Genomic DNA, 25,845 nt, shown 5'->3' with positions numbered 1-25,845 from the left:
AGTTCTGGAACGCGGCAGAGTGGGTGGGGGATCGATGCCGCCGATTGTTCAGGCAGGGTGGCTTACGCAGTGAAAAAACTGGCCATAGTGTTACTGCCTTGTAGAGATCTTTTGGTTCGACTCAGGGATCTTGCTATATCTTGGAGACGGCTCTAGGTTTTTCAGGGTATTTAATACCCGAGCATTCATTTTTCCACTAGGAGATCTTCCCAATGACCGATGGAACCGCACACGAACTTGAACCTGCTGGCGTAGCGATGCATCGTGCGCTTGAGCGGATGTCAGCTGCTTCAAGCCTTGACATAGTGAAGAACGCCGAGTTAGCAGCTGCGGCTTATCCATCTGTGTATTACGCATTGGGATTGTTTGATAACCCGCAACCAGGCTCTTCGGCTGCTGTAATGGCTGGTTATGTGGCTGAAACTGTCGCTGTTGCATCTCTTAGTCGAGTCGCCCTCGGACGGCAGCCTCTAACCGATGAGCAAGTAATGGGCGTCAAAGAATTTCTCAGGTCAATATTCAATGGCCTATTCGATAGGTAAGCACGCTATGCCATCAGAGACGGCAGAAGATTCGATTGCATTGCGGCTACTTCGCTACGAACGATCTCAGAAACTCTGCAATTACCTTGGTGGCGGAATCGGCGGAATACTCGTTATTGTAGGTCTCAGTTCAAATGCGATAACTAATGCTCCGTGGAAACTGGTATCAGCTACCATTACTTTGGCAGTTTTTTCTGCGGTTTGCTTGGGCCTTGCCTACATAGGATTCCTCAGTGCAAGTTTTAATCTAGTCCGACATCAGAAACGGGAAAAACTTGATGACGGGGAGCAAGTTCCCGACAATAAGAGTTGCTTGTACCCCGAAAATTCCTTTGTAACATTCAAAGCTTCGGTGATACTCCTGATTCTCGCAGGGATGGTTCTCTTGGCAGGGTTATGGTTTCAACCTAACGTTGTCGAACCTGCCCCGGCGAGCCCGCCGGTCATGACGCCACCGACGCCAGTCCCTACTGTTCCAACCGTCACTGTGGCTCCCTAGCGTTTTTACATAGTCCAGCATCCATTTACGGGCATAAATGGTGCGGGTTCATATGTAACGCAGTGCCTGCTCAGACTAACTCATTTACGGATGATTGAACTTAATAAGTATCGATTTTGGTGGAAGTCTGGACAGGGCACATAAGCTGGCCGCCAACCCGTGTCCGTGCGGGCGGAACCTGGGTAAGGGCACCGACTGCACCTGTACCCCGATGCAGCGCCGCCGCTACCTGGCCAGGCTCTCGGGTCCGCTGCTGGACCGGATTGACATGCAGCTCTTCGTTCCGCAGCTCTCTGCCCGGGAACTGGCCGGGCGTGGAACCGGCGAATCCTCCGCCGTGGTCGCGGCGCGCGTGGGCGAGGCCCGTACGGCGGCACGTGATCGGCTCAAGCGCTGGGGTATTGGCACCAACGCGGAGGTCCCCGGGTCGATCCTGCGCAACGAGCTGCGCCTGCTGACGGCCACCTTGGCCGGACTGAACCGGGCCACGGAGTCGCTGCGGCTCAGTGCACGCGGCTACGACAGGGTGCTGCGCATCGCGTGGTCAATCGCCGACCTGAACTCCCACGCCTGCCCCACGTCGGACGACGTGGATGTGGCCATCCAGCTGCGCCAGCACGGCAAGGGCGACGTGGGATAGCCGCGTTCGCCGAGGAATGCCAACTTATCGGTCGATTGATCGACGGGCAGGGGACACTGCCTTGGCCAGCAGGGCCAGCAATCCGTCGAGCACCAGTGCGAGGCCGGTGACCAGCACGGCACCGACCAACACCTCGCCGTAGTCGAAGAGGGCCAGCCCGTCGAAGATGTAGCGGCCCAGCCCACCCAAGTTCACGTAGGCGGCGATCGTGGCCGTGGCCACGACCTGCAGGATCGCCCCGCGCATCCCGCCCAGGATTAGCGGCAGCGCCAGGGGAAGTTCGACCTGCAGGATGATCCGCGAGTCCTTCATGCCGATGGCCCGCGCTGCATCCACCACCGCGGGCTCGACGTTGGCCACCCCCGCGTATACTCCTGCCAGGATCGGCGGGATCGCGATCAGCACCAGGGCTGCCAGCGGCGGCAACAATCCGATGCCCATCAGGAGCACCAGCAGCGTCATGATGCCCAGCGAGGGAAGCGCCCGTAGCACGTTGGAGGCCGACACCAGGAACACCGTCCCGGTTCCCGTGTGTCCAATGAAAAGGCCGACAGGGAATGCGATGACGGCTGCGGCCAGCACCGCGAGAAGGGAATACCAGAGGTGTTCGCCCAGTCGGGCGGGGATACCCGCGTCCCCGGACCAGTTCGCGGCGTCGGCGAAGTAGGAGAGCATCTCGTTGATCATTTGCCCGCCTCCCGGACCGCGGCATCCGGAGCCGCCGGGACGACCGGTTTTTCGCGGCCGTTGGCAGGCCGACGCCTGCCCGTGGAACCTGACGGGGCTGCACCGCTGTGCAGCCAGGGGGTCAGCAGCCGGGCGGCGCCGGCGATGAGGCGGTCAAGGACCAGTGCGAGCGCGAGGATCACAATGATGCCGGCCAGGATCTGGTCGGGGTAGTTGCGCTGGTATCCGGCCACGAACAGCTGGCCCAGCCCGCCGACGCCGATTACGGCACCTACGGACACCAGTGACACGTTTGTCACCGCCGCGACCCGCGTGCCGGCGGCTAGCGGCGCCACGGCCAGCGGCAGGTCCACGAACACCCTGCGCCGGGCGCGGGAGTAGCCCAGCGCTTCGGCCGCGTTCAGGACCTCCGGGGCCACCGCGTCCAGCGCGTCAAACACCGTGCGCACCAACAAGGAGGCCGAGTACAGGCTCAGCGCAATGACCACGTTCAACGGGTCAAGGATCTGGGTGCCGATGATCGAGGGAATCACCACGAACAGGGCCAGCGAGGGGATGGTGAAGATCGCGCTGGCCACCGCGGTGATCGCACCCCGGGCGCGCGGCTTGTTCCCGAAGACAAGCCCGAGGGCCAGCGCAACGACCACACCCACCATGGTGGGGACAATGCTCAGGTACAGGTGTTCGAGCGTAAGCGCCCAGGCCTGCCCGGCATTGTCCAGCAGCCACCTCATGCCGGGTTCCGCACGCCGTGGCGCAGGTACGGTGCCAGGTCATCGATGGTCACGCAGGCGGTCGGCACCGAGTCGCCGTTCAGCAGCAGTGCCGCCGAGACCGGGGAGGCCAGCACCGCATCAAGTGCCGAGCGCACCGTGTCCCCGCGCCGGACCGCGCCGCCAGCTGCAAACTCCGCCCCCGTGGGATCGATCCATGCTGCCCTGCCCTGCGCGGTGTCCAGCCGAAGCTTCCATCCCGGTGCGAGCGTCCCCAGCTCGATCAGGTCGTCGGCGCCGGGGGCGGGAAGCGCGGTGGCCTGCACGTCCTGGAGCGTGGCGAAGGACAGCTGGCGGAAACCGCGGTCCTTGGAGACCATTGAGGCGACAAAGTCGGTGGCCGGCCGCGTGAGGATCTGAAGCGGCGGAGCATATTGGTGAAGAACCCCGCCGGGAGCAAGCACCGCGATCCGGTCGCCCAGGGAAAGTGCCTCATCGATGTCGTGGGTGACCATCACGATGGTTTTCTTGATCTCCGCCTGGAGATGCCGGACCTCCTGCTGCAATTCAAGGCGCACGATCGGGTCCACCGCGCTGAAGGGCTCGTCCATGAGCAGGATCGGCGGGTCGGCAGCCAGGGCACGGGCCACGCCTACGCGTTGCTGCTGCCCGCCGGATAGTTGTGCGGGGTAGCGGTTGGCCATCGAAGCGTCCAGCCCCACCCGTTCCATTGCCTCGTATGCCTTGGTGCGGGCCTGGGCCTTGGGGAGTCCCAGCAGGCGCTGGACGGTGGCCACATTGTCCACCACGGTGCGGTGCGGGAACAGGCCTGCATTCTGCAGCACATAGCCGATGCCCAGGCGCAACGTGACAGCCCGGATGTCCGCAACGTCTTCGTCGTCGATGCAGATGCGGCCACTGCTGGGGGCGACCATGCGGTTGATCATGCGCATCGAGGTGGTCTTGCCGCAGCCGCTGGGCCCGACCAGGACGGTAAACGAACCGGTGGGAATTTCCAGGTCCAGGTCGGTCACGGCCTGGGTGCCACCGGGATAGGACTTGGACACTGATTCGAAGGTAATCATTGCTGGTTCTCGGGTCCTATCGGTGGCGGTGCTGCGCGAAAACGGTCAAAAATGGCCTGCTCCCACCGGCGGGAGAGAGCAATTACCCCCGAATCGAACAAGCGTTCTAGTCTTGTCGATTCGGGGGCGTGGTTATACGTTAGTTGCCCAGCAGTCCCTGGTCCGTAAGCCAAGTGATGGCCGCCTGCTTTGGTTCCACCTTGGCGCTGCCGGAAACCTGCTCGTTGAGCTTGATCAGCTCCTCGGTGCTCAACTTTGCCGAAATTGCATCAAGGGTCTCCACGGCCGTCTCATCGAGCTTGTCCGCGGCGGCCACCGGAACGACCTGCTGCGCAGGGAAGTTGTTCTTGGGATCTTCCAGCACGACCAGGTCGTTGGCCGGGATCGCTGTGCTGGTGGTGAAGATGTTCGCGGCGGTGACCTTGCCGTCGAGCAACGCCTTGACGGTGGCAGGACCGCCGCCATCGGAAATCGGTTCGAACTTGGAGGGCACAAATCCGTAGTTCTTCTCGAGCCCCGGCAGGCCCACGGGACGCTTGTTGAACTCGGGGGGACCGGCCATGACCACCTCGTCGTTGTGTGCCGCAAGGTCCTCGATGGTCGTGAGTGACCACTTGTCGGCGGTGGCACGGGTGACCACCACCGCGTCCTTGTCCTCCGCGGCAGCCGGGGTGAGCATGGTCAGCTTCTTGGCCTCCAGAACCGAAGGAAGGGCCGAAAGGATCGATTCGGGCGAGCTGACATCGGCATCCTCGTCCAGGGCCAGCAGCAGGTTGCCGGTGTAGTCGGGGATCAGGTCGATGGAACCGTCCTCCAGCGCCGGGATGTAGGCCTCGCGGGTGCCGATGCGGAACTTGGTCTCAACCGTGTACCCCTTGTCCTTCAATGCCTCGGCGTAGAGGTTGCCGATGATCTCGGATTCGGTGAAATCCGCGGAGGACACGACCAGGGTTTGGTCTGTGGCGCCCGATTCATCCGGCGCAGGAGCCGCCGTGGGATTGGAGCATCCGCTGAGAACCAACGAACCGGCCACCACTGACAGGGCGGCGATAAAAGGAAGCTTCATGCGTTTCATGTGTCAGGCCTAGTTCCGTTTCAGTAGTATCTACCGGCGGGTCCGCCTCGGATGCACGTGACCGTCGGTAGGCGGGCTGAACCTATCGTTACCTATTTGGCGTCCGACTAGCAACATCCCGACGCATCCCGCCCACGATATTGTCGAAGCAGCACCGGGCCAGGACCGCCCGCAGAGTGCTTCCACGAGGTTCCTGCCGACTTGCCCACACAGCATTAAAGCCGGATCGAGGTTCCCTGCGTGGTTCCCCAGACCGCGCTTGGACGCCTCCAAGGCTCCTTGGACGGGAGGCACGATGAAGACAGCACCATAGACGCACCCCCCCCGGCACCCACGCATCCCCTTCCACGCGCGATACCGGGGACCAAGTGCAAACCCCGCCCGGGAGCATCCATCGAACCGGAAGCCACGCAGACATGAGCAATGCAGACCCGGAGGTCTTGGCACGCGCCGGCCTCACCCACATCATCGAACCCAACGACCAAACCGGAGCGGCACTCGTGCAGGTCAGCGGAGCGGTGGAAGCGTACCGCATCATCCGCGACCACACCGGTCCGGCCCCGGCCCACGAACAGCAACAGGTCGCCGAACTGCTCGACGCACACGGAGCCAGCCGCGCGAGCCTGCGCCTGGATGCCGGCCTCGAACGCTGGCGCCCCCGCGCCGCGCTCGCGGACCCCCAGGCAGATCTCAAGCTCATGTCCACGCTCGGGGGAGGGATCATCCACCCCGGAGACGGGAACTGGCCCCAGGGTTTTGAGGCCCTCGGCCTGGCCGCACCACTGGCCCTCTGGTACCGCGGCACCGGCAACCTCGCCATCCTGCGCGATCCCGCCCGGCTCGCCGCGATCGTCGGATCCCGCGACGCCACCGAATACGGACGCACCGTCACCGCGGAACTGGTCCACGGGCTACGGGCACGCGGGATCTGCATCGTGTCCGGCGGAGCGTATGGCATCGACGCACAGGCTCATCAGGCGGCGCTCGCCGAAGATCCACCCGCCCGCGCCCGCCCGGGCGAACCCCTGCTACCTGCCACGATTGCTGTCATGGCAGGGGGATTGAACCGTTTCTACCCGGTCGGCAACGACGACTTGCTCAAGTCCGTCCATCGACAGGGACTGCTCATCGCCGAGGTCGCCCCCGGTGCCACCCCAACGCGCTGGCGGTTCCTTCAACGCAACAGGTTGATCGCCGCGCTATGTGCTGCGACCGTCGTCGCCGAGGCACGCTGGCGCTCCGGGGCACTGAGCACCGCACGCCACGCGGCGGAGATGGGCCGAGAAGTAGGTGCTATCCCGGGGTCAGTCTTCTCCGCCAACTCCGCAGGCTGCCACCGACTCATCCGGGAGGGCGCGGCCATCCTCGTCACCGACGCCGCCGAGGCACTCGAACTGCTCAAACTCCCCGATCCCGCTCCCGCGGACGTTCAAGCCCAACAGGCAAGCAACGACAGGGAAGAACCCCGGGACCACGACGGGCTGGCGATTCAGGACTTGCTCCTCCTCGACGCCCTGCCCGTACGGTCCCCGCGCACCGCCGACCAGCTGGCGGCGCTCGCCGGACTGGGAATGGGAGCCATCCTCGGAGGACTCTCGCGCCTGTCCACACGCGGACTGGCTGAACGCTCCGGCACCGGATGGATACGCCGCTTTCCCAACGGCAGGGAACCGCAACGCGGAGCCCCGGAACCCCGATGAGACATGCCGGAAGCGCACCCACCGGCGTGGCATCATCGTCCCAGCACGGGGTACGGGAGACAGTAGAGACGTGCCAGAGCCAATCGAACAAACCAACGAAGCCACACGGCTGCCCGCCGAGCTTCAAAAAGCCCACGACGGCTTCCTGAGATACATGGCCCTAGAGCGCGAACGCAGTGAACACACCTTGCGCGCCTACGGTAGCGACATCGGCAATCTCTACGCCTACGCCATCCCACGCGGCGCAACGACCTTGGCAGGCCTGGACCTCACCCTCCTACGCGCCTGGCTCATGGCCCTGCAGGAGTCAGGACTCGCCCGCGCCACCCTGGCCCGTCGCTCCGCAACCATCCGCAGCTTCCTCACCTGGGCAGTGCGTGAAGAACTCATCGCCACCAATCCCGCCATCCGGCTGAAATCGCCCAAACGCGAACAACGTCTCCCGCACATCCTGCAGAACAACCAGATCGAACGCATCTTCAAGCCGGTTCCCGAGCCCCAGGGCACACCAGAGGGCAAGGCCCCGGAGCCCACCCGCGAACAGCTCGCGCTCGCCGACCGCGACAAACTCATCCTGGAGTTGCTCTACGCGACCGCCATCCGCGTGGGGGAGCTGGTGTCATTGGACATCAACGATGTCGACCTGGACCGCCGCACCCTACGGGTGATCGGAAAGGGCAACAAGGAACGCACCGTGCCCTTCGGGCAGCCTGCCATGAACGCGGTTGACAACTGGCTGCGGCGGGCCCGACCGGCCTTGCGGACGGACGACTCCGGCCACGCCTTGCTGCTGGGCCGCCGAGGCAAGCGGCTGGACGCCCGACAGGCGCGCCAGGTGGTTTCCGATGCGCTGGCGGCACTGGGGGACACCGCTGCCCGCGGCCCCCACTCACTTCGCCACAGTGCGGCAACGCACCTTTTGGACCGCGGGGCGGACCTGCGCGCGGTCCAGGAGATCCTGGGACATTCCTCGTTGGCCACCACGCAGCTTTACACCCACGTTTCCGTCGAGCGGCTGAAGGAGAGCTATCAGCGGGCCCATCCGCGCGCATAATCCGAAGTCATGGTCGAAAGCCGCTGGCCGAACGCCGTATAATCGTGCACAATACTAATCAGGACTTGTTTGACTTCGAATCAGGGTTGTTGACGTTGGGGAAGACGTTCCAACAGCACATCGGAGGAAAGCATGTCTGACGCACTGACCAGGGGCGTACTTTTCGTACACTCGGCCCCCTCAGCGCTGTGCCCGCACATCGAGTGGGCGATCGGTTCCGTTGTCGACCAGCGGACCGATCTGCACTGGACCGAGCAGAGCGCCGCCCCGGGCATGTCCCGGGCGGAAGTCAACTGGACCGGCAAGCCCGGTACCGGTGCTCTTTTGGCGTCCGCACTTCGCGGCTGGGCACACCTGCGCTACGAGGTCACCGAGGAATCGAGTCCCGGTGTCGATTCGAGCCGTTGGTCCCATACCCCGGAGCTCGGGATTTTCCACGCCACCACGGATGCCGCAGGCAACATCATGGTCAGCGAGGAACGCATCCGCTGGGCTTATGAAAAGGGCGCTGGGGATCCCGCGATTGTCTACCAGGAACTCTCGATTGCCCTCGGCGAGGCCTGGGACGAGGAGCTCGAGCCTTTCCGCTACGCAGCAGAGGGTGCGCCCGTCCGTTGGCTGCACCAGGTCATCTGACCCGTTCTATCTCTGTACCGCCAATGAAGTCATCGACCACTCCTCCTGGTCGATGAGCCAACCGGTGTACTCCTCTACCTGCAGACAAAACGACGCGTAGGGTTTTCACCAGATGAAGTGACGACCGCGAGGTCCGGCTGCAGGCATATACGCAAAGAGCGGTGGCCCGAAGTTCCACGTGAACTTCGGGCCACCGCTCTTTGGTGCCTCAGGCTGCGCCTGCGCGCGTATTAGACGCTTCGGATGGCAACGACGGCATTATGTCCGCCGAAGCCGAACGAGTTGTTCAGGGCGACGATGGTGCCCTCGGGCAACTCACGCGGCGTGCCGACAACCACGTCCAACGGGATTTCCGGATCCTGGTTTTCCAGGTTGATGGTAACCGGAGCCTTGCGGTGGTACACGGCCAGCACGGCCAAGACCGATTCGACTGCGCCGGAGGCGCCCAGCAGGTGTCCCATCTGCGACTTCGTGGCCGAGACGCATACCTTGTCCAGGTGCGAACCCAGGGCGGCGCGCAGGGCGGTGTACTCGGGCTTGTCGCCCACCGGGGTGGAAGTGGCGTGCGCGTTGACGTGGACCACGTCTTCTGGCTGGATGAGGCCGTCAAACATGGCCGCCTTCAGGGCTCGGGTGGCACCCAGGCCCTGCGGGTCCGGTGCGGTGATGTGGTACGCATCGGCCGTCACCGAGGTGCCTGCCAGTTCGGCGTAGATCGTCGCACCGCGGGCGATGGCATGTTCCTCGGCCTCAAGCACCAAGGCACCGGCGCCTTCGCCCATGACGAAGCCGTCACGGTCGATGTCGTACGGACGCGAAGCATGCTCCGGGTCGTCGTTGCGCTTGGACAAGGCCTGCATGGCGGCAAAGGAAGCCATGGGCATGGGGTGGATGGCTGCTTCGGCTCCGCCGCACATCACCACGTCAGCCTTGCCCGAGCGGATCAGTTCAAGACCGATGTGCATGGCCTCGGTGCCCGAGGCGCAGGCGGAAACCGGGGTGTGCGCGCCGGCGCGGGCACCCAGGTCAAGAGACACGGCAGCTGCAGGACCATTGGGCATCAACATGGGTACCGTCATCGGCAGCACGCGACGCGGGCCCTTTTCCTTCAGGGTGTCCCACGCGTCGAGCAGGGTCCAGACCCCGCCGATGCCGGTGGCGAAGGCCACGGCCAGGCGGTCGTGGTCCATCTCCTCGATGCCCGCGTCCTTCCACGCCTCGCGCGCGGCGACCACGGCGAACTGGGTGGACGGGTCCATGCGCTTCATTTCAACGCGTGAGAGGACCTCGGAGGCCGGGTTGGAGGCCTTGGCGGCAAACTTCACCGGAAGGTTGTAGGTTTCAACCCACTCGTCGGGCAGCAGATGGGCGCCGGAGACACCCTTGAGGGCATTGCCCCACAGGGTCGGAACGTCCCCGCCGATGGGGGTGGTGGCACCAAGGCCGGTGATAACAACTTTGCGAGCCATGTTGAAACTCTCTACTGGTTGGGGGCGAAACGGCTAGCGAGGCTAGCGCGCGATCCAAGCGTCGGACGGTGGCCGAATGGACGGTGTCCGGATTGAATCGAAAATCTGGGGATCGGTGACGAAACCGGTAAAGCTAGTTGGCGTCTCAGGGCCTGCCAACCGGGAAACATGAAGTGAAAACGATGCCTCCCCTCGAAACGTGCTTCCGCGAGGGAACACGCTTCAAGGGGACGCATCACTACTTGGCTTAGACCTGTGCGCCGGCGATGAAGTTCACTGCATCTGCAACGGTCTTGAGGTTCTTGACCTCTTCGTCCGGGATCTTCACGTCGAACTTCTCTTCGGCGTTGACGACGATGGTCATCATCGAGATGGAGTCGATGTCCAGGTCCTCGGTGAAGGACTTGTCCATTTCGACTGCCTCGGTCTCCAGGCCGGTCTCTTCGTTGACGATCTCGGCCAAGCCGGCCAGAATCTCTTCGTTGCTAGCCATGATGGCTCCTTTTCTATGATTGCCGGTACCAAGCCCGACGACTATGCAGACCACAGGTGTGCGGTCCGAATGATGGGTTGTGTCCCTGGAGATAAAGCCTAGGGCAGGACAACGACCTGTGCGCCAAAGACAAGCCCGGCGCCAAACCCAATTTGCAGCGCGAGGCCGCCGGAAAGCTCCGGGTTTTCCTTGAGCATCCGATCCATGGCCATCGGGATCGAGGCCGCGGAGGTGTTACCGGCATTCGCGATGTCGCGGGCGACAACCACGGTTTCCGGAAGCTTCAGTTGCTTCACCATCTCGTCGATGATGCGCATATTTGCCTGGTGCGGGATGAAGGCGACGAGGTCCTCGGAACCGATGCCGGCCTTCTCGAGCGCGAGCTTGGCCATCTTGGCCATCTCCCAGACGGCCCAGCGGAACACGGTCTGCCCATCCTGGCGAAGGGTCGGCCACAACTGGGCCTCGGTGGCCGCCATCAGGGATGCGCCCTCGGGGGAGGACTCGGCCTGAAGGACCGCATCGCGCAGGTCAAGCTGCGAGTGGGTCATGCTGATGGCGCCCCACTTCGAGCCGTCCGAACCCCAGACCGAGGGTGAGATGCCGGGGATGTCGCTCGGGCCGATGACCACTGCACCGGCGCCGTCGCCCAGCAGGAAGGAGATCGTGCGCTCGTGGTTGTCGATGTAGTCCGACAGCTTCTCGGCACCGATGACCAGCACGTACTCGGCCATGCCGGAGCGAACCAGTGCGTCGCCCTGGGCCACGCCGTAGCAGTAACCGGCGCAGGCGGCGGAAATGTCGAAGGCCGGTGCCGGGGTGGCGCCGATGCGGTCGGCCAGCGCGGCGGCTGCCGACGGGGTGGCATGCGGGAAGGTTACGGTGGAGACGATGACCGCGCCAAGCTGGCTGGCCTCGATGCCGGCTGACTTCAGGGCTTCGCGCGCAGCTCCCTCGGCCATGTCCAGCAGCGAGGTGTCAGCCCCGGCGCGGGCGCGGGTCACGATGCCGGTGCGCTGCTGGATCCACTCGTCCGAGGAATCGATCCACTGGCACACGTCGTCGTTGGTCACAATGACGTCGGGACGGAAGGAACCCACGCCGTGGATGCGGCTGAATTCGCGCGCGGTGGTTTGGTTCATCACTGCAGTCATGATTCCGGAACTTCCTATGCTTGGGTGTGTTCGAGTACGAAGGCGCGTGCCGCCTCGAGGTCTTCAGGGGACTTCAACGCAAGGGTCGGGATGCCCTTCAGGCCGCGGCGGGCCAGTCCCACCAAGGTTCCAGCCGGCGCAAGTTCGATGATGCCGGTGACTCCCTGTGCGGCGAGCTCCTCCATGCATTTGTCCCAGCGCACCGGACGCGAGACCTGGGCGACCAGCGAGGCAAGGTTCGCTTCGCCACCGGCAACCGCCTGCCCGTCGTAGTTGGACAGCAGCGTGATGGCCGGATCCTTGGCCTCCAATGTTGCGGAAAGCTCTTGGAGCACCTGCACGGCCGGGGCCATGTGGTGGGTGTGGAAAGCTCCTGCGACCTTGAGCGGAATCACGCGTGCCTTGGCCGGGGGATTGGCTGCAAAGTCCTCGATTTGTTCCAGCGTGCCGGCGGCAACGATCTGGCCGCCTCCATTGGCGTTGGCCGGTGTCAGCCCGGCCGCCAGGATCGCCGCGTTGACCTCTTCGGCGTCTCCGCCCAGGACCGCTGCCATGCCGGTCGGGGTGGCAGCCGCAGCCAAGGCCATGGCGTTTGCGCGCTCGCGCACGAACACCATCGCGTCCTGCTCGCTGAGGGCACCGGCCAGCGCGGTGGCGGTGATCTCGCCGACGGAGTGTCCGGCCAACACGACGTTCGTCGGAAGCTCGTCACCGAAGAGTGCGCGCGCGGCAATGAGGCCTGCGGCAACGATCAGTGGCTGTGCCACCGCGGTGTCCTTGATGGTTTCTTCGTCCGACACGGTCCCGTGGGCGGTCAGGTCGCGCTCCGTGATGGCGGAGAGTCCGGCGAGATGTTCGGAAACACCCGGAACCTCGAGCCACGGAGAAAGGAATCCGGGGGTCTGGGAGCCCTGTCCAGGGCACACGATTGCTAGCACTACTCCAGCTTTCCAAAGATGTCGGTCTCGACGGCTGTTTTCGCACACCGACTTGTCGGCGTGCTTTTGTATGAATCCTACAAGGTGGTCAGGCTCTTGCGCGGCACCGATTGCCGCGTTTCGGACAAGATTTCGGTTGTTTCGGCGTCCAGTCGACCCACCACCAACGCGGTTTGCAGCACGAACGCCTCGCGCGGAACCAAGGGATCCCACCCGGTGACGTCGCACACCCTTTTAAGTCTATAGCGCACCGTGTTGGCATGTACGAACAACTCCCGGGCCGTTCCCTCCAGAGAGTGGCCCAGCGATAGATAGCTCGATAGCGTTTCAATCAGGCCGTTTCCGGCCTTGATGAGCGGCTTGTAGATCCCCGAGACCAGCGCCTCGCGCGCCTCGGAGTCGTTGTTCATGACTCGCTCGGGCCAGAGGTCATCGGCATCCACCGGTCGCGGAGCCAGTGGCCAGGCCTTGGCGGCGGCGATGGCGGCGAAGGCTGCCTTGGCGCTGGCGGAGGCTTCCTTGAGCGTCGGGGCCAAGGGACTGTAGACCACCGGTCCTTCGCCGAAAAACGTGGCGAGCCGGTCCAGCCCGGCCCGGTCGGCTTCCACGCCGCCGAGCATCAGGATGGCGCGTTCACCGTGGACACCGACCAGCGAGTCGCGGGCATAGCGGGCTGCCGCGCGGCGGAGTTCACTGACGAATCCCACCTGGGAGGAGGCCGGGGTTGCTCCGATCATCACCAAGATGTTTTCGTGCGACTTCCAGCCCACGGCGGCAATCCTGGAGCGGAGGGAATCCTGGGATTCTCCGCGCATGACGGCATCCACCACCAGTGCCTCGAGCCGCGAGTCCCAGGCACCGCGTGTCTCTGCCGCCCGGGCATACACGTCGGCCGCGGCGAAGGCGACCTCCCGCGAGTAGCGCAGGACCGCCTCGCGCAATTGCGTGTGCTCGGCCTCCGGGGCGATGTCAGGAACCTGGGATTCAACGACCTCGACAATGGTGCGGATCAGTTGGAGGGCCTTTTGCAGGCTGATGGATCGCGTCAGTTCGGTGGGTGCGGCGCCGAAGACGTCGTTGAGCACCCACTGCGGGGAAGTGGTGGGCCGTTCGTACCAGGAGACGAAGGAAGCAATTCCCTTCTGCGCCACCAATCCCAGCGCCGCGCGCTCTTCGGGCCGCAGTCCCCGGTACCAAGGCAGTGACTGGTCCAGGTGCTTCAGCGCCACCGTGGAGAGCACGCCCAAGTGCTGCTTGAGCCGTTTGAGGGTTTCCGGGCTGGCCTTGGCTTGCCGGAAGGGCCGGATCCGCTGCGCCGGATTCGACGTTTGCTCATCACTCATAGAACGAGCATACGCATCATCACGCCGACGAACTATTTTGTATGTTTCACACAATGACGTTCGACACTTCCGGGGTGCCGAGGCCCGGCGGTGGAGCGCACCGCAGGATCATTCCGGGCAGCCAAATACGAGGGCAGACGAAAACGGCGGTGGCGCCAATTTACCCCACGTGTGGGGAAACCGGTGCCACCGCCGTTGATCGGTTACTGCCAGAAGCTAGGCGTCGCCGCCCGCGTTGCCACTGGTGCCGGCGGTGACGTCGTCGAGCTTGTACTTGGCAAAGGCCTGGGCTGGAGCCGAGGCATCGACCTCCCCGCGCTTGGCCAGCATTTGCAGGGTGCGAACAACCACCGAGTGCGCGTCGATCTTGTAGAAGCGACGTGCGGCGGCGCGGGTGTCGGAGAAACCGAACCCGTCGGCGCCCAGGGTGGCGAACTCATTGGGCACGAACTGGCGGATCTGGTCCGGTACGGCCTTCATGTAGTCGGTCACCGCAACGATCGGGCCGGTGGCCCCTGCCAGCTGCTGGGCAACGAACGGCACGCGCGGTTCGGCAGCCGGGTCAAGGAACGACTGCTCCTCGCACTCCAGGCCGTCGCGGCGCAGCTCGTTCCAGGAAGTCACGGACCAGACATCGGCCGACACCCCCCAGTCCTCGGCCAAAATGCGCTGTGCATCAATGGTCCACGGCACCGCAACACCGGAGGCGAGCAGCTGGGCCCGCGGTCCGTCGACGGTGGCCGGGGAGACCTGGTAGATGCCGCCGAGCACGCCGGCAACATCGAGGTTCTCCGGTTCCTTGGGCTGCTGGTAGGGCTCGTTGTAGATCGTGATGTAGTACATCACGTCGGGGTTCTCGTGCTTGCCGCCATACATGCGCTCCAGGCCGGCCTTCATGATGTGACCGATCTCGTACCCATAGGCAGGGTCGTAGGTGATCACGGCAGGGTTGGTGGAGGCAAGGATCGGGGAGTGCCCGTCGGCATGCTGCAGGCCCTCGCCGGTCAGCGTGGTGCGACCTGCGGTGGCGCCCATGATGAACCCGCGGGTCATCTGGTCGCCGGCTGCCCAGAAGGCATCGCCTGTGCGCTGGAAGCCGAACATCGAGTAGAACACGTAGATCGGGATCAACGGTTCGTCGTGCGTGGCGTAGGCGGTGCCCGCGGCGGTGAAGGCGGCGACCGCGCCGGCTTCGTTGATGCCCGGGTGGATCAGCTGTCCGAGCGGAGATTCCTTGTAGGCAAGGACCAGTTCGCGGTCCACCGACAGGTAGTTCTGTCCGTCAGGGTTGTAGATCTTCGCGGTCGGGAAGAACGAGTCCATGCCGAAGGTGCGGGACTCGTCGGGAACGATCGGCACAACGCGCTTGCCGAATTCCTTGTCGCGCATCAGGTCCTTGAGCAGACGCACGAACGCCATGGTGGTGGCGGCCTGCTGCTTGCCCGAACCGCGGGCGGCGACCTCGTAGGCCTTCTCCTCCGGCAGGTGGATTTCCCTGGACTTGGTCCGGCGCGAAGGCACTGCACCGCCCAGGGCCTCGCGGCGTTCCATCATGTACTTGTACTCGGCCGAGTCCTGCTCCGGACGGTAGTACGGAGGCATGTACGGGTCGGCTTCAAGCTGCTCGTCGGTGATCGGGATGCGCAGGTGGTCGCGGAAGGCCTTCAGGTCCCCGAGCGTCATCTTCTTCATCTGGTGGGTGGCGTTGCGGGCCTCGAAGTGGGGGCCCAGGCCGTAGCCCTTGACGGTCTTGGTCAGGATGACCGTCGGCTTGCCCTTGAACTCGGTCGCTGCCTTGTACGCTGCGAAGACCTTGTGGTAATCGTGGCCGCCTCGCTTGAGGTTCCAGATTTCCTCGTCCGTCAGGTTGGCCACCAGTTCCTTGGTCTGCGGTGACTTTCCGAAGAAGTGCTCTCGGACGAAGGCGCCGTTTTCGGCCTTGTAGGTCTGGTAGTCGCCGTCCGGGGTCTGGTTCATGATGTCGACCAGGGAGTTGTCGGTGTCGGCATCGAGCAGGGCATCCCACTCGCGGCCCCAGACAACCTTGATGACATTCCAGCCGGCGCCGCGGAAGAAGGCCTCAAGCTCCTGCATGATCTTGCCGTTGCCGCGAACCGGCCCGTCAAGACGCTGCAGGTTGCAGTTGACCACGAAGGTCAGGTTGTCGAGCTTCTCGTTTGCGGCAAGCTGCAACAGACCGCGCGATTCCGGCTCGTCCATCTCGCCGTCGCCCAGGAAGGCCCAGACGTGCTGGTCGGAGGTGTCCTTGATGCCGCGGTTCTGCAGGTAGCGGTTGGACTGCGCCTGGTAGATCGCGTTCATCGGGCCAATGCCCATGGAGACGGTCGGGAATTCCCAGAAGTCCGGCAGCGAGCGCGGGTGCGGGTAGGACGGCAGTGCATGTCCCTCGCGGGACTTTTCCTGGCGGAACCCGTCCATGTCCTCTTCGCTCAAGCGTCCTTCGAGGAAGGCGCGAGCGTACATGCCGGGGGAGGCGTGGCCCTGGAAGAAAACCTGGTCTCCGCCGCCCGGGTGGCTTTTGCCCCGGAAGAAGTGGTTGAAGCCCACTTCGTACAGGGTCGCCGCTCCGGCGTACGTGGAGATGTGTCCGCCGACGCCTACCCCGGGGCGCTGCCCGCGGTGCACCATGACGGCGGCATTCCAACGCATGAAGGCGCGGTAGCGGCGTTCAATCTGTTCATCGCCGGGGAACTCCGGTTCCTGGTCCACCGGGATCGTGTTGACGTAGTCGGTGGTGGTGACCATGGGGACGCCCACGCTCTTGGCGCCAGCGCGCTGGAGCAATGAACGAACAATGTACTGGGCACGCTCGGTGCCCTGGGTTTCGACCAGATCATCGAAGGACTCAATCCATTCGGCGGTCTCCTCCGGATCCCGGTCCGGCAACTGGCTAGTCAAGCCGCTACGGATGTGAGAAATGTGTTCCTCTACAGCCACGTCCATCTTCTCCTCGTTATGGGGTACAGCGGGGACTGCGGGCCGAGCGCTAGATTGCATGCCTCGAACCGCAGTGGCGGTGCAAGCGCCAAAGTTGTGGCCCGTTCCCCAAGGGTGGTTGGTCGCGGACCGCCGATTACACTCTAATGCGCATGGGGACCCAAAACGTATCTGGGCCCTACACATGCGATGATTTGGAGTTAACAGGCAATGCGCCGAGAGACGAAATCAGGTCGAAGTAGTCACTATTTCGGCGTGTTGAAGCCTCTGCGCTTGATGAGAGCGCAAAAAGGGTGTTTGGTTGTAACCAGACGCTTTACAGCAGCAGGAGGAGTGACGTGAGCGACGCCGCACCGGCAAAGCACGAAGCCGCACACAAAATGGGCTTCAAAGACGGGGACCTGATCCAGGAACTCGGGTACGACGACGATGTGGACTTTGATCTGCGCGATTCCCTTGAGGAAGCAGTGGGTTCCGAACTACTGACAGAGGAAGACCACGAGGTTGTGGACGGAATCGTCTATTGGTGGCGCGCCGACGATGGGGATCTTATTGATGCCCTCGTTGATTCGCTGGTCAACCTGGATGAAAAGGGGGTCGTATGGCTCTTGACCCCGAAACCGGGACGAGATGGCCATGTGTCACCCGCCTCGATCCAGGCAGATGCTCCCACCGCAGGCCTCCATGTCACAAACACCGAGGGTGTTTCGGAGGATTGGTCGGCCACTCGACTTGTTGCGCGCCGCAAGAACTAGCGCGTGGAATTATCACATCCGGCAGCGGGGAACATTTCCCCGACGCCTCGGGCCGGTCAAACGGCCCCGGTCTTCGCCCTTCCCAACCAGCACGGTGAACTCATCGAGTCCCGGGCACTGGGCGAGCAGGCCTACTTCCTGGTCTTTTACCCGTTCGCGTTTTCCGCGGTTTGCGGGTCGGAACTTGAAGAGCTGGAACAGGTTCGCGAGGAATTTGCCATACGTAACACCCGCATCATGGGCGTTTCGGTGGATCACAAATACGCATTGCGCACCTACGCGGACCAGGCCCATTTCGGGTTTGATCTGTTGGCCGATTTCTGGCCGCACGGTGCCGTAGCGAAGTGCTATGGCGCATTCAACAACGAGTCCGGCGCGGCAACGCGGCACACGTTCCTCATCCAGAAGGGTCGTGTGGTGGATTCGTTTAGTTCACCCATCCATGAGGCGCGCGCCATCGCGCGCTACCGAGAGGCACTGGACCTACTCACCTAACAGGTGTCGAAGAATTCTTGCGTCTATTCGACAGCTCGGGCGGGTACATTGCCACAGTCATATTCTTGTCACGAACACTTCCGGCGGATCCAAAACCAAACGAATTCAGTAGTGCCAAGGGCCTTTAGCTCAGCTGGTAGAGCGTCACGTTTACACCGTGAATGTCATCGGTTCGATCCCGGTAGGGCCCACTTTAAAAGAGTCATTGCAATATCCATTCGCCAACTCGGCGGAGAGAACGCTTCCCGGTATTTCCGATCCCGTTGTTACTCCGTTTGCCCTGGCGGAGCCATGGAGGCGACGCGCTTGAGCTGCTCTCCATAGATGGCGGGGGATTTCCGCGTGCGACCGCAGCCACTCGATAGCCGCGCGCTTCGAGCGACATTGCAGTAGTCCCCGGCGGCTGCGCACGTGGTTCTCGCGAGCGTCCAGACAAAGTCCGTCCACGTGGAAAATCCTCCCACCGCGCTTTCGCGTCGCCACCAGCCTTCGGCAAAAGCGACTCCTATCTCATAAGCCCAAGCCGCCTAGGCTTTTCATAGGGTGAGATGGACAGAATCGATTCACGGTCGCACTCGGTAAGCGCAACAGGTGCCACATGCGAAGGCGCAATGAGGCGCGCGATTGCACCGTTAGGGCTCTCCAGCGGATACCCCCCCCTATCCGCAGGTCGGGCCTGGCGCCGTCCTCAAAGGGTCGGGCGCAGGCGAGGGTCCCGCTTCCCCAGGCGGGGCCCTCGTTTTCTTGACACCGATTTCCCCCGTCGGGGGCATTTCCAGTCGGAAGCAGAGCAGCCACTCCATTCGAAAAGCACGATCGTTCGGTGATTGTGGGCATCAAGGTTTCCCAAGGGTGGGCCATGCACAGTTTGTGTATCTTTTAGCTCGTCCAAGGAGTCGACATGAAATTGAACCATCCCGCATCGTCTGCGCCACGTGCACGCAGCAGGGGATCGCAAAAACCCAGGATCGCGCTAATGGCCATCGGCCTACTGGCACTGGCGACCATTACGCCCGCACAAGCCGCGACCGAAGTTGTGGAGAAGAACCCCGGTGGCATCGTGGCAGTGGGGCCGGTGAATACGGACCACGGCTACCCCAGCTGGTACCAGGACAGCGTCGGCACGCGCGTGGAGTTGTGCCTTGATTTTGAAAACCCATACTGCGGATTCGCCGCCGGGGACATCCCGAACGACGAAGCACCGATCTCGTTCCCAGATAATTTCCCGGAGGAAGCGTTTTACATGCTTGCTTCAACGACATTGGACCTACCGGGCGGCGGACGGGCAGTTCTGGTCCTCGGGCTTGAGGCCGCGTTCGCCAACCAGGTGCAGGCTGGTGACCAGGTAGTCTTCGGACGCCAACGTGTCACAGTGCGAGGGGCAGCTCCAAACACGACCCTGACCTTCAAGCATCCCTATGGTTCAATGACGATCGACACCGACGCTGCCGGTGACGGCAAACTCGTCGAGGACATTTCACCGGCGCAGGGAAACTTCACCACTGCACTGAAGAGCAACATCGGCCCCTTCCTGAAGTGGGATCCGGACACGGCTCCTGCCGCTCCGGAGGGTTACCTCGGCGACCCGGGACAGGAACACACCGTAACGGGAAGCCCCTTTGGCTACAATCAGTTCTCCGTCACCGGTGGTGGGCTGAATTTGTCCACGGACCAATTCTCACTTCAGGGAAAAATTTCCACCAACAAGGGTGTCGAGGGGAAAAAGGCCCTTCTTGAAGGAAACATGATCGATGTATTCGCGTCCAGTGAAGGCACCCAACTCCAGATAGAAGGCCAAGCGGGCAAGTTCGTGACCACACCCATGGAAACGGATCCGGCAAGCAATCGCTTTTATGCGCGCATCAAGTTTGAGGGAGATGCCCCTACCCAAATCAAGATCAGCAACATTGGTGACAAGCCCGTCAGCAATTCCGTCATCGACGTCACCAAGCCGCATGGGATCTCGGGCCTGGAGGCCACCTATGACGGCACGCTCCTCAACGTTGCCGCAGCCAGCAGGTTCGGCAATGCATTGACCGCCGAAGGCTTGGGGGTCTTGGACCCGGGCGCCACCACCCAAGCCACGCAAAGGGCAGCCTTTGCCGTGTCGGCGCCTCCGGAACGTGTGATCGTCAAGGACTCGACTGGTGCCAAGGCCTCGGTTGATGTCAGCGTTGTGGGCGGTGAAGCGACGCCGGAGGGCCAAGCTCCGATTGCGCCGGCACCTGATCCGGGTCCTGTCCAGGACCCTGCACCGGACCCGGCAGCACCCGCCATTGCACGGGCCACCCCCGAGTCGGCGAGCATCAACTACGGAGGCAGTATCGTGTTGGACGGTTCGACGTCGAGCGGGGCGGACACCTACAAATGGACTCAGGTCTCGGGTATGCCGGTTACGCTCTCGAGCGACACCAGTGCCACGCCGACCGTCACCGTTCCATACTTCGCCAACACCTCGGACACCGCCCCTTCGCCGGTGACAACAACAGAGGTCATCAAGATGCAACTTGTAGTGGGCAAAGAAGACGGCTCGGAGAGCGAGCCGGCAACAGTCGAACTCAACCTCGTCTCCGATAACGTGACGGTAGCCAGCGACGCAAGGCACCGGGTCAACAAGGAATTCAGGTTGACCGGAACCGCTACGCTGCCGGGAGTCACCGGAGCATTGACGCCAGGGTCCAGGGTCATCATCTACAACACCACGCCGGGCGCTCCGGTCGAAAAGATTGGCACGGCTGTGGTGGACGCCACCAACAACTGGCAGTTGAAACTCAAGCCCGGACCAAGTCGACAAGTCACTTCTGTCATGGTTCAATCCACTCGGGGTGGGGTGACCAGCGCCACGGTTGCCGCCAGATAGCGGTAAACAGCGGGCAACAGTGCTTCGCTGCGCACGGAACGTATTACGGACCGTGCGCAGCGAAGCAGCTGTGTGTCCAGCACAGGGCAGCTGGCTTCCCAAGGCGGCGGTAGCATGCGTTCACGGCTTGATCCCGGACTACTGACCGTGGCATCCCGCCACCGAGTCTCCGCAAGCAAGCAAGGATGCGTTGCTGGCCTGCCGCCCCCGGTATATTCGTGCCGCAGGCTGATTGCAGTGATTCCGGGCCGCCGGCGGTACGGGACCGGTACCAGGGGCATCGACAACTGGTCCCGGACATGGAACTGCGATCATTGCCAGGGACGACGTGGGTGTCAATTTCGTGGATCCGGAACAAGGGCCGCCCCCGGTTTTTTCGATCCAGCCGAGGTCTTCCGGGCGACGCCGCCATTGTGGAATGACCACCAGGATTTCGAGGGGTTCAGTAACGTCGATGACGGGAAAGCCCCACCACCACTCGGTGTCCCTCAACCGGGGTGGCGGGAAGATCTGGGGCAGGGACCTGCCGGACGCAGAAGGGCAACTCGAGGTCATGATTGGGCGGCTTTGCAACCGGCGACGTTTGCGCTTTTTATGTGCCAGTCGGTCACTATCGGAGCGCTCCTGAAAACCGCTTCCCAGACACGGTGAATCCAGTTCGGGGGGGAAATCCGATGAGTAACTGATTTGTCCGCGGACAAGCCTAAGGTTCACGCCATGGTCGCGGTCATCTTTGCACGTGAGGACCGGGCGGCTTCACGCTTCCCGGGCAACGTGGAGAATGCCGAAGACTTTGACGTCGAGCCGACGATGCTCTGCGGGATAGGCGATGAGTCGATCCGGGACGGCTCCACGGCCTCCAATCGAATCCGTGGCCCGTACACTCACACCAACGCCGCCGAAGAGCTGTCGCCGGCAAGGCCCTGGACCGCTGGGGAGGTTGGCTCTGCTGATCAAACATCTGCACCTCCCGGCGGCCCGGTGGAGGACCGAGTGGACGGGTGGAAGTCCGGTGGCACTAGTCCTTGCCGTGGCAACCATCGCCTGGCCAAAAACACTTTCCGGGGCAATCTGACATGCCTACAGAGCAGAGGGTCTTGGAAAATGCGCGGAAGGACCTGGCGGGCCAGATAGGGCACCCCCCCAAATTAGGGTGTCGAGAACCCCCTCAAGGGGGCTTGTAGTTCAGACGGGACAGAGGAAAATCGTAATTGTTGGACTTGGGGATTTTTCATCTTGGGGAGATAAAAAATGGATACGCTTTTGGGGTTTAGAGGGGATAACCATACCGTTTGGGAAACCGACGGAAAAATCCATGTACAGATCTTGGGGACCCTCAAGGTCCGCACGGGCGATGTCGTGTTGGAAGCCGGCGAGGTAGGTGGGCCGAAAGCTCGCCAAATACTGGAAATTCTGCTGTTGCAATTAGGAACTCCGGTCTCCAAGTCACGACTGATCGACATGTTGTGGGAGGGGTCGGCACCGCTTGCGGCAGTTTCAACCCTGGAATCATACGTCTCGGTTCTGCGACGGTGCCTACAGCCAGGACAAGGCAAGAACGGGGTGCTCAGAACCACCACCGGGGGTTACATGCTGGATCCGGAAATGGTCGACCTTGACCTGTCACGCTTTGACAGCCTCATACTCCGAGCCGAAGGTTCCGAACCTAAAATCGCCCTCCCGTTGTTGCGCCAGGCCCTGGCTCTGGCCACCGAACCACTTCTGGGGAGCGAGCTATTGCCTGGGTGGGCCGATGCAGAGCGTTGCGTGCACGCAGCTCGGGTAGCCTCAGCCGGCATACTGGCAGCGCAATTGGCCTTGGAGTTGGGCATGAATCTTGAGGCAATTCGCCTGTCGCAGGAAGTGTTGGATAGGGACAACCTCAACGAGGCGGCATGGACATGCCTGGTCCTCGGATTGGAAGCGGGCGGCAACCCGCTACAGGGCCTGCAAGCGCTCGATGACTGCCGGCGGGTTATGGATCGGGAGCTGGGCTGCTCCCCGGGGCCAGTCCTGCAACAAGCGCAAGAGCGGCTGTTGCGCTTGACCTCGGCGGCTGACGATGACTTCGGACATGTTATTGGTGCATTGCTTTCGATCCAGGAAGTTGTCGCCGGCCATGGCAACAGTGCGTGGCAACATGCGGGAAATGCTGGCAAGGTTCTCGGGTTCAGTCCCCAAGAAGCGGGCAGTGTCATTTTCGGCTACTTGCAACGAGCGCTGGGTGCGGCCTCCGTATAATCCGGTGGCCGGCTTTTGCCCTCATATCGTCTCGACCCTTGCCACGAACGAACTCATGCGTAGATACTGTCCCTAGGGCCTTTGGCCCAGTGTCAAGCGGCCTTGGGGGGATCGCGCTCATGGGGAGAGCTGTATTGCCAGTGGCAACCGAACAGAGCACCACGACCGGGCAAGCTGCCCGAATCGTGGTGATAGATGACCATCGCACTTTCGCCGAGCTCTTGGCCGCGGCCCTGAATCGGGAGGGTGATCTCGATTGCGTGGGTATGGCCCATGGGGTGCAGGCAGGTGTCGAGCTTTGCTTCGAACTATCTCCGGACCTGGTGATCCTGGATTACCGCTTGCCGGACGGTGATGGCCTTCAGGCGGCCGAGCAGATCCTCGCCCGTGCCCCGGACACGCGCATCGTCATGCTCACCGGCGATCCAAACGTACACGCCATCCAGCGTGCCGCTTCAGTGGGAATTTGCGGATTTCTTCCCAAGGATGGAGCTCTGGACATCCTGTTGGATGTAGTTCGCGGTGTGCGGACCGGGGAATTCGTGGTGGCTCCGGCGCTGCTTTCACGCCTTGATTTGTTGGGACGAAAGACCGTCGGGCCAGGTCCGAGTCTGACTGGTCGCGAGCTTGAGGTGTTGCGGCTCATGGCAGCGGGCCAAGATGTGTCGACGAATGCCCGGGCACTGGGCATCAGCACCCACACTTGCCGCGGCTACGTGAAATCGATCCTTGCGAAACTAGATGCGCATACCCAGTTGGAAGCCGTCGTAGCAGCTACAAAATTGGGTCTGCTGGGGAGCCCCTGAGATGAGGGGAGCCGTTGACAGGACGAAGGCCAAAGCCGATACCTCGACCGGGACCCTGGTCGAGGAGGGATCCGCCGTCCGTAGCGCAATCGTCAAATTCTTGGCAACCGGGTTGGTAGTGTTGGCGGTTGTTGCCATCCCGTTCTCATTCTGGGTCCGGGCAGTGTCCCGTGACCTGGCTCTTGAGGATGCGGTGGAACTCACCCAAAGGCTGGCCGACTACGTCATCAGCCCTGTGTTGGGCGTGGTTCCGGAAGAGCCTGACCCGGAGGTCCTGTCCCGGATTGACACGCGGTTGGCCCCGTGGCTAGCCGACGAATCAATCGTTCGCATCAAGGTGTGGAGCGCGGAGGGAACCATCCTGTATTCAGACAGGAGCGAACTTGCCGGTTCCAAATTCGAACTTGAACCGTGGGCGCGGGAGCTGTTGGCTGGTGGCCCCGGGGTGGCTACCGTGGAAGTGCAGGAGGAAGAAGAAAACCAGTTCGAATCCGGCGACGGCGAACTGGTGGAGGTTTACGTGGCTTCCCGCAGTGCGGGCGGTGTTCCGTTGCTATTCGAGGTGTATTTCGACGACGCTGTCGTGCGCGGTCCCGAGAATCAGTTCCTGCTGGGCATGATCCCTGTTCTGCTGGTCGCTGGCGCGGTTCTGCAGGGCGGGCAATTGATCCCCGGCATCCGGTTGGCCCGACAGGTCCAAAAGCACCAGCGGGAACGCCGTGCCATCCTGCAGCAGGCGATCGACGCTGGAGAACGTGAACGAATGCGGCTGGCCGCCGCGTTGCACGATGACATCATCCAGGATTTGGCCGGCCTAGCCTACGTCCTTGAACCATTGCCCGAGCTAGGACCTAACATTGCGCCGGGGGCGGTGCTGCAAGACACGATTGGGAAGCTTCGAGGGATCACGGCGGAGCTCTATTCCTCTTCGGTCACGGCGGACGAGTTGCCGCGCGCTCTTGGCATTCTCGCCGAGCGCGCCCGCAGCCAGGGAATCCGGACGATCGTCCGAATTGATCACCCCCTGCCATTCGACGACCGGCAATCGACCATGTTCCATCGAATCGCACGGGAGTCAGTGCTGAACGCCATCAAACATTCAGAGGCGAAGAACATGGAACTTCACCTGATGCGACTGGGCCGGAGTTGGGATCTGAATGTCAGCGACGACGGGGTGGGGTTTGGTTCCTCGGATCGGTCCGAGTCGGACCATTTCGGGCTACGTCTGATGGCCGATTTCGCCGAGACGGCGGGCGCACGACTAGAAATTACGAGCACGTTGGACAAGGGCACCAGCATTCGGGTCCGCGTCCCGACAAACGGGGCCTTCGCCAATCGCAGCGTTGACGCCTAAAGTGATCCGGTCCTCCCGAAGATCGTCGGGCAGACCGGTGAACACCCCCTTTTCCGCGGGTGGCGTCTGACTCGGCTCAGGACAGCGCACAGGAGTATGGCGGAACAGCCCCGTGACAGGAACAGCGACCCCGCCGTCACGTCGACGCGCAGCGATGGATCCCGCAGCAACCATGGCGTGGACAAGAGGCGAAGTCTCTCGATCGGGCATTCCCAGTCGGCGTCCGGGCCCCTCGTGCATTCATTGGTTTTTCACAAGCTTGTTGGGTCATGCTCGGTGACAGAACCAATGCACGCGCTCGAGTAAGGAACGATCATGCAGCCCTCAAGACGACAAGTCCTGCTGCTA

Annotated in this window: 21 protein-coding genes and 1 tRNA gene; 12 read left to right on the top strand and 10 right to left on the bottom strand. The window is 62.7% G+C overall.

Features of this window, described 5'->3' with window-relative positions; all coding sequences use genetic code 11:
* Positions 1 to 212: 212 nt before the first annotated feature.
* Both ABD687_RS03565 and ABD687_RS03560 read left to right on the top strand, forming a co-directional pair.
* On the top strand, positions 213 to 542 hold the full coding sequence (locus ABD687_RS03565) for a hypothetical protein (protein ID WP_310287188.1): 330 nt from the start codon (positions 213 to 215) through the stop codon (positions 540 to 542).
* A gap of 593 nt (positions 543 to 1,135) precedes the next feature.
* The gene (locus ABD687_RS03560; protein ID WP_310287191.1) at positions 1,136 to 1,681 is read left to right on the top strand and encodes a magnesium chelatase subunit ChlI family protein; all 546 of its coding nucleotides are present in this window, start codon (positions 1,136 to 1,138) and stop codon (positions 1,679 to 1,681) included.
* 24 nt (positions 1,682 to 1,705) lie between these two features.
* Here the strand turns inward: ABD687_RS03560 and ABD687_RS03555 are convergent, their stop codons facing one another.
* From ABD687_RS03555 to ABD687_RS03540, 4 genes are all read right to left on the bottom strand, one after another.
* Positions 1,706 to 2,368, bottom strand: coding sequence for an ABC transporter permease (locus tag ABD687_RS03555; protein ID WP_310287193.1), 663 nt, complete (start codon positions 2,366 to 2,368; stop codon positions 1,706 to 1,708).
* Positions 2,365 to 3,102 carry an ABC transporter permease gene (locus ABD687_RS03550; protein WP_264269690.1) on the bottom strand — a complete coding sequence of 246 codons (738 nt, stop codon included), beginning with the start codon at positions 3,100 to 3,102 and terminating at the stop codon, positions 2,365 to 2,367. Before ABD687_RS03550 ends, ABD687_RS03555 begins: the two co-directional genes overlap by 4 nt.
* Positions 3,099 to 4,166, bottom strand: a complete 1,068-nt coding sequence (locus ABD687_RS03545) for an ABC transporter ATP-binding protein (RefSeq protein WP_310287196.1) — start codon at positions 4,164 to 4,166, stop codon at positions 3,099 to 3,101. The genes ABD687_RS03550 and ABD687_RS03545 overlap by 4 nt, the downstream gene beginning before the upstream one ends.
* Positions 4,167 to 4,305: 139 nt before the next feature.
* On the bottom strand, positions 4,306 to 5,241 hold the full coding sequence (locus ABD687_RS03540; RefSeq protein WP_310287199.1) for an ABC transporter substrate-binding protein: 936 nt from the start codon (positions 5,239 to 5,241) through the stop codon (positions 4,306 to 4,308).
* 416 nt (positions 5,242 to 5,657) lie between these two features.
* On the opposite strand from ABD687_RS03540, the gene ABD687_RS03535 reads away from it, so the two are divergent.
* From ABD687_RS03535 to ABD687_RS03525, 3 genes are all read left to right on the top strand, one after another.
* Entirely contained in the window at positions 5,658 to 6,941 is a 1,284-nt protein-coding gene (locus ABD687_RS03535) for a DNA-processing protein DprA (RefSeq protein ID WP_310287203.1), read from the top strand.
* Positions 6,942 to 7,011: 70 nt separating this feature from the next.
* Entirely contained in the window at positions 7,012 to 7,995 is a 984-nt protein-coding gene (locus tag ABD687_RS03530; protein ID WP_310287205.1) for a tyrosine recombinase XerC, read from the top strand.
* Positions 7,996 to 8,127: 132 nt separating this feature from the next.
* Entirely contained in the window at positions 8,128 to 8,631 is a 504-nt protein-coding gene (locus ABD687_RS03525) for a DUF3145 domain-containing protein (RefSeq protein WP_310287207.1), read from the top strand.
* Positions 8,632 to 8,861: 230 nt separating this feature from the next.
* Here ABD687_RS03525 and ABD687_RS03520 read toward each other — a convergent pair whose 3' ends face one another.
* The 6 genes from ABD687_RS03520 to aceE all read right to left on the bottom strand — a co-directional run bounded on the left by ABD687_RS03520 (position 8,862) and on the right by aceE (position 16,992).
* Positions 8,862 to 10,100, bottom strand: a complete 1,239-nt coding sequence (locus tag ABD687_RS03520) for a beta-ketoacyl-[acyl-carrier-protein] synthase family protein (RefSeq protein ID WP_310287209.1) — start codon at positions 10,098 to 10,100, stop codon at positions 8,862 to 8,864.
* A gap of 247 nt (positions 10,101 to 10,347) precedes the next feature.
* The gene (locus ABD687_RS03515; protein WP_217388104.1) at positions 10,348 to 10,593 is read right to left on the bottom strand and encodes an acyl carrier protein; all 246 of its coding nucleotides are present in this window, start codon (positions 10,591 to 10,593) and stop codon (positions 10,348 to 10,350) included.
* Positions 10,594 to 10,691: 98 nt separating this feature from the next.
* A complete protein-coding gene (locus ABD687_RS03510) occupies positions 10,692 to 11,747 on the bottom strand; it encodes a beta-ketoacyl-ACP synthase III (RefSeq protein ID WP_302266005.1) in 1,056 nt (351 codons plus the stop codon).
* A 14-nt stretch (positions 11,748 to 11,761) separates the two neighbouring features.
* The gene (locus tag ABD687_RS03505; protein WP_310287212.1) at positions 11,762 to 12,685 is read right to left on the bottom strand and encodes an ACP S-malonyltransferase; all 924 of its coding nucleotides are present in this window, start codon (positions 12,683 to 12,685) and stop codon (positions 11,762 to 11,764) included.
* Positions 12,686 to 12,762: 77 nt separating this feature from the next.
* Positions 12,763 to 14,028, bottom strand: coding sequence for a PucR family transcriptional regulator (locus tag ABD687_RS03500; RefSeq protein WP_310287214.1), 1,266 nt, complete (start codon positions 14,026 to 14,028; stop codon positions 12,763 to 12,765).
* A gap of 216 nt (positions 14,029 to 14,244) precedes the next feature.
* Positions 14,245 to 16,992: a pyruvate dehydrogenase (acetyl-transferring), homodimeric type gene (gene aceE, locus ABD687_RS03495; protein ID WP_264269682.1), complete on the bottom strand. Its 2,748-nt coding sequence runs from the start codon at positions 16,990 to 16,992 to the stop codon at positions 14,245 to 14,247.
* 332 nt (positions 16,993 to 17,324) lie between these two features.
* Here aceE and ABD687_RS03490 point away from each other — a divergent pair, with 332 nt between their 5' ends.
* The 7 genes from ABD687_RS03490 to ABD687_RS03460 all read left to right on the top strand — a co-directional run bounded on the left by ABD687_RS03490 (position 17,325) and on the right by ABD687_RS03460 (position 25,497).
* A complete protein-coding gene (locus ABD687_RS03490; protein ID WP_372342892.1) occupies positions 17,325 to 17,741 on the top strand; it encodes a DUF3052 domain-containing protein in 417 nt (138 codons plus the stop codon).
* A gap of 3 nt (positions 17,742 to 17,744) precedes the next feature.
* Positions 17,745 to 18,236 (top strand): redoxin domain-containing protein, encoded by a 492-nt coding sequence (locus tag ABD687_RS03485; protein WP_264269681.1) that lies wholly within the window; start codon positions 17,745 to 17,747, stop codon positions 18,234 to 18,236.
* Positions 18,237 to 18,354: 118 nt separating this feature from the next.
* A tRNA-Val gene (locus ABD687_RS03480) sits at positions 18,355 to 18,427 on the top strand.
* A gap of 785 nt (positions 18,428 to 19,212) precedes the next feature.
* Positions 19,213 to 21,096, top strand: a complete 1,884-nt coding sequence (locus tag ABD687_RS03475) for a hypothetical protein (protein ID WP_344760957.1) — start codon at positions 19,213 to 19,215, stop codon at positions 21,094 to 21,096.
* Positions 21,097 to 22,347: 1,251 nt separating this feature from the next.
* A complete protein-coding gene (locus ABD687_RS03470; RefSeq protein ID WP_264269679.1) occupies positions 22,348 to 23,337 on the top strand; it encodes an AfsR/SARP family transcriptional regulator in 990 nt (329 codons plus the stop codon).
* Between the two features lie 140 nt (positions 23,338 to 23,477).
* Positions 23,478 to 24,143, top strand: coding sequence for a response regulator transcription factor (locus ABD687_RS03465; protein ID WP_310287220.1), 666 nt, complete (start codon positions 23,478 to 23,480; stop codon positions 24,141 to 24,143).
* Between the two features lies 1 nt (position 24,144).
* Positions 24,145 to 25,497, top strand: a complete 1,353-nt coding sequence (locus ABD687_RS03460; RefSeq protein WP_310287222.1) for a sensor histidine kinase — start codon at positions 24,145 to 24,147, stop codon at positions 25,495 to 25,497.
* The last annotated feature ends 348 nt before the right edge of the window (positions 25,498 to 25,845 follow it).

The organism is Paeniglutamicibacter sulfureus (assembly GCF_039535115.1).
In the GTDB taxonomy this organism is placed as follows: Bacteria; Actinomycetota; Actinomycetes; order Actinomycetales; family Micrococcaceae; genus Paeniglutamicibacter; species Paeniglutamicibacter sulfureus.
This window is presented reverse-complemented; position numbering and strand designations above follow the sequence as displayed.

Excerpts from the sequence above, each read along its gene's own strand:
- ABD687_RS03565 (WP_310287188.1), top strand. The coding sequence starts at position 213 with ATGACCGATGGAACCGCACACGAACTTGAACCTGCTGGCGTAGCGATG.
- ABD687_RS03555 (WP_310287193.1), bottom strand. The coding sequence starts at position 2,368 with ATGATCAACGAGATGCTCTCCTACTTCGCCGACGCCGCGAACTGGTCC.
- ABD687_RS03550 (WP_264269690.1), bottom strand. The coding sequence starts at position 3,102 with ATGAGGTGGCTGCTGGACAATGCCGGGCAGGCCTGGGCGCTTACGCTC.
- ABD687_RS03545 (WP_310287196.1), bottom strand. The coding sequence starts at position 4,166 with ATGATTACCTTCGAATCAGTGTCCAAGTCCTATCCCGGTGGCACCCAG.
- ABD687_RS03540 (WP_310287199.1), bottom strand. The coding sequence starts at position 5,241 with ATGAAACGCATGAAGCTTCCTTTTATCGCCGCCCTGTCAGTGGTGGCC.
- ABD687_RS03535 (WP_310287203.1), top strand. The coding sequence starts at position 5,658 with ATGAGCAATGCAGACCCGGAGGTCTTGGCACGCGCCGGCCTCACCCAC.
- ABD687_RS03525 (WP_310287207.1), top strand. The coding sequence starts at position 8,128 with ATGTCTGACGCACTGACCAGGGGCGTACTTTTCGTACACTCGGCCCCC.
- ABD687_RS03520 (WP_310287209.1), bottom strand. The coding sequence starts at position 10,100 with ATGGCTCGCAAAGTTGTTATCACCGGCCTTGGTGCCACCACCCCCATC.
- ABD687_RS03515 (WP_217388104.1), bottom strand. The coding sequence starts at position 10,593 with ATGGCTAGCAACGAAGAGATTCTGGCCGGCTTGGCCGAGATCGTCAAC.
- ABD687_RS03510 (WP_302266005.1), bottom strand. The coding sequence starts at position 11,747 with ATGACTGCAGTGATGAACCAAACCACCGCGCGCGAATTCAGCCGCATC.
- ABD687_RS03500 (WP_310287214.1), bottom strand. The coding sequence starts at position 14,028 with ATGAGTGATGAGCAAACGTCGAATCCGGCGCAGCGGATCCGGCCCTTC.
- aceE (WP_264269682.1), bottom strand. The coding sequence starts at position 16,992 with ATGGACGTGGCTGTAGAGGAACACATTTCTCACATCCGTAGCGGCTTG.
- ABD687_RS03475 (WP_344760957.1), top strand. The coding sequence starts at position 19,213 with ATGGCCATCGGCCTACTGGCACTGGCGACCATTACGCCCGCACAAGCC.
- ABD687_RS03470 (WP_264269679.1), top strand. The coding sequence starts at position 22,348 with ATGGATACGCTTTTGGGGTTTAGAGGGGATAACCATACCGTTTGGGAA.
- ABD687_RS03460 (WP_310287222.1), top strand. The coding sequence starts at position 24,145 with ATGAGGGGAGCCGTTGACAGGACGAAGGCCAAAGCCGATACCTCGACC.